The following is a 3,075-nucleotide window of genomic DNA, read 5'->3' as shown; positions in this document are numbered from 1 at the left end:
TAAATGTTAACCTATGAGTCTAACATAGGAGATAAGGCCTTTGTTAAGTATATATGCATATCCCTCAGAGGCTACAGCGATCTCATTCCTCGATATAGAGATAAGCCTTCCTGAGACCTCACCGCCATCTATAAACTTGACAACCACCTCATAACCTATATAATCGCTTCCAAGGATATGGTGCTCCTCACAGCAATCCCTCACAATCCCCATAACCTCGTTCTCCCTAACCCTCACACTCTTAATAGCATGTCTAAATACTACAACTGCACCGTTAGCAGTTCTTAAACCAAGCTCATAGCTGGTTACCTGGTCGAGAACGCCTTCTAGAGATTCTCCGCCAACCAACTCTAAATAGATATTCCTACCCTCAAGCTTCTCAGTAATCATTGTCGAGGGTATCTTAACCATTCCATCCCCACAATATTATCCTGTAGAGGTTGAAAAGATATATGAACCCAAAAACATGTATAGCGACTATATAGAAGCTGATCTCTATCACAATTTCGCAGATAAAACTATATGTGGAAAATCCACCTTTAACATCGATCTGATAAGAGCTTATCTAACATCAACAAATAGCGGGGTGAAAGTCTCTGGAGACCTTGTTGGATCTATATATACTGCCCGGAGTCTTGCCACATATGCTGTAGCTGGGTATAAACCAGTGTTATATAGTTCTAAGATTTCCTGCATACCTTGAGATCCAACTAATTCCACAGCTATTGGCATGTACTCAGCTGCAATTGATAGCAGAACATCCTGCTGCCAAGGTATGTTTAACCTACTAAGTATTATAGCCATTATAATATTAACAACATTGATCCTCAGCTCATAAGGATCTCTTTGAATCGATACATAGGAGCCTGCAGGCACATAGTAGTAGGAGAACATAAGCTTGGATCTGAAGTAAGATATATCTAGAGGAGCCTCATCCAATGTAAATGATTCTGAAGCAAGTACCGGGTTCACATAGGTTACTACCATCAGAAGAGCCGGGAATCCATTGGGATCACATGTGATCGCAATATCACCCTGACCGGTGCATAGCCTCTGATAGCAGCATGTATAGCCATAGGCTGTATATAGCTTAAACGATCCAGGCCAAAAGATCATACCTATACGACGTGACATATCAACCTGAACACCAGATCCTACAGATGCTGTTAACTCTCCACTGGCATCGCCCCATATTGTGATGTTGGAGGATCTATCGAATATAGTCATTCTGAAGATCCACTTATTAATATTTTGAGCCTCATATGTAATGAGAAGGATCTTGTCAGAGCATTAGGATCTAAATAGAGGATTGCTAGAGGCACCTTATCTCTTAAAGCCTCTGGGATTGATGGGTCGCTCGAGTCGAATATCTTCTCTCCGAGAGCTAATCTTGTGAAATATGGAAAGCTCCCATCTGACATGCAGCATCCACAGTCATATGGACTTGCACATGGTGGTGGGAGACCCTGTAGGGTTATATTGCATGAGGCAAAGGAGACTTCAGCATTACTTTGATTCCTAGCCTCGAATCTCTTTACTAATGGAAATTCTCTTAATGATAATCTATGAACCTCTGTCTTAGCTATAGGGGATATAAAGATCTCTGGATCATATACTATGGAAGCTCCAAAGGCAAGTATAGATGATCTGTTATTAAGATCGTATGTTGAGAACTGGATCACTAGAGAGGGTCTCCAGTATTTGCCATATACCCTATAGAATTCAAGCCATTTAGAAACGATATCTCTTAGATCCTTTATTGTAAGCTTTATCATCGGAACTCCAGGTCCAACTTTTGTTTTCACAAGCTCAATGATACCCTCAGGAACAATAGCCCAGATCTCTGCATAGTATGTATAATTATCCAGGGATCTGTTGAAGATCTCAGCAGGTTCTGGGAGAATAATTACTAGGGAGCTTTCACCAGAGATCACAGAAGATATGACGGCCGAGAAGAAGGGATTGATGAGAAGCACGGCAATAATGCTTGAAATACCTAGGGCTAGGAGAGAGGCTCTTAGAACTCCCAGCCCCATATGCACCACCAAAGTATATATATGGCTTTTAAAGTTAACGCATATATTGATCCGCTTTCCCTGTTTCAAAGAATTTCTTCTCAAGGCTTCTTCGGTCTTTACTTAGCTGGGATCTATCATAGGGAATATCTCCCATAACTAAGACGAGATCGACTGGAAGATGAGCATGTGTTTTAGCTCCAGACATGTATTAGATCTAAACATGCGGGATTATATTATCTTTCATGACCAGATTTGTGGGCTGAAAATATCTTGATGTTTAAAGGAGAAGTTTATATAAGTTAATAACCATCGTAGCGTTTCAAGCCCCTCAGAGCTATAAGGTAGGTTGATGCCATTAAAGCTTTATAAACTCCGAAGATTACAGATTTACCAGTGATCCGCCTGGGTGATGGGAGCGCTACTCCAAGCCCTGGCGGGCTAAACCTAGATGGGAGCCCCATGCCGTTGGGCTCGACAGCCACCCATGAACCCATAGGGATCCCGAGATCCCTATGGACAAGGTGGAACTCCCTAGGCGAGACCATGAACCATAAAATGATTGGAATGAACACCTAGGGAGAAATGGCATCGACTCTTCTGAATATTATGTGGACTTCTCTGCCACATCTACATAGAAGTACACTTACTGGTTTGAAAAGGGGTGATTCTGATGTTGTTTCAAAGCCTCTTCCACCAGCTATTGACACCGAATCTCTGCCTCCGAGTATATAGCCTGTATATGTTACCCTTATCTCGTCTATCAAGTGCTTCTCCGCTAGGCTCCATATTAGTTCTCCGCCTCCCTCAACTAGGATTTTTCTAATGCCTATGCTATATAATAGATTCAAAGCTCGATCCATATCTATCTTTGGTGGCGAGCTAGATTCGATCACATAGACCTCTAAACCTCTACCCCTTAACCTCTCGATCTTCTCTCTATCAGCTACCTGTGATGTTAAGATAATCGTTCTCGCAATCCTCTCCCTCACCAGCCTTAGATCTTCTCTAATGCTGAGCCTACCATCAACAACGATCCTTACAGGGTTTTCCCCCTCAA

5 protein-coding genes are annotated in these 3,075 nt (G+C 42.1%); all 5 read right to left on the bottom strand.

Annotation, left to right across the window (positions count from 1 at the left end; all coding sequences use genetic code 11):
* Nucleotides 1-6 precede the first annotated feature (6 nt).
* Entirely contained in the window at nucleotides 7-411 is a 405-nt protein-coding gene (locus tag QXE01_12345; protein ID MEM4972027.1) for a hypothetical protein, read from the bottom strand.
* Nucleotides 412-561: 150 nt separating this feature from the next.
* Nucleotides 562-1,227 (bottom strand): hypothetical protein, encoded by a 666-nt coding sequence (locus QXE01_12340; GenBank protein MEM4972026.1) that lies wholly within the window; start codon nucleotides 1,225-1,227, stop codon nucleotides 562-564.
* Nucleotides 1,224-2,036, bottom strand: coding sequence for a hypothetical protein (locus QXE01_12335; protein MEM4972025.1), 813 nt, complete (start codon nucleotides 2,034-2,036; stop codon nucleotides 1,224-1,226). Before QXE01_12335 ends, QXE01_12340 begins: the two co-directional genes overlap by 4 nt.
* 281 nt (nucleotides 2,037-2,317) lie before the next feature.
* On the bottom strand, nucleotides 2,318-2,512 hold the full coding sequence (locus tag QXE01_12330; GenBank protein ID MEM4972024.1) for a hypothetical protein: 195 nt from the start codon (nucleotides 2,510-2,512) through the stop codon (nucleotides 2,318-2,320).
* 78 nt (nucleotides 2,513-2,590) lie between these two features.
* Nucleotides 2,591-3,075 (bottom strand): dihydrofolate reductase family protein (locus QXE01_12325; protein MEM4972023.1); only part of this gene is annotated, 485 nt, incomplete at its 5' end.

The sequence above is a fragment of the Sulfolobales archaeon genome (assembly GCA_038897115.1).
GTDB lineage: Archaea > Thermoproteota > Thermoprotei_A > Sulfolobales > AG1 > AG1.
The sequence above is the reverse complement of the archived record's forward strand: the minus strand, read 5'-3'. Positions and strand labels throughout refer to the sequence as shown.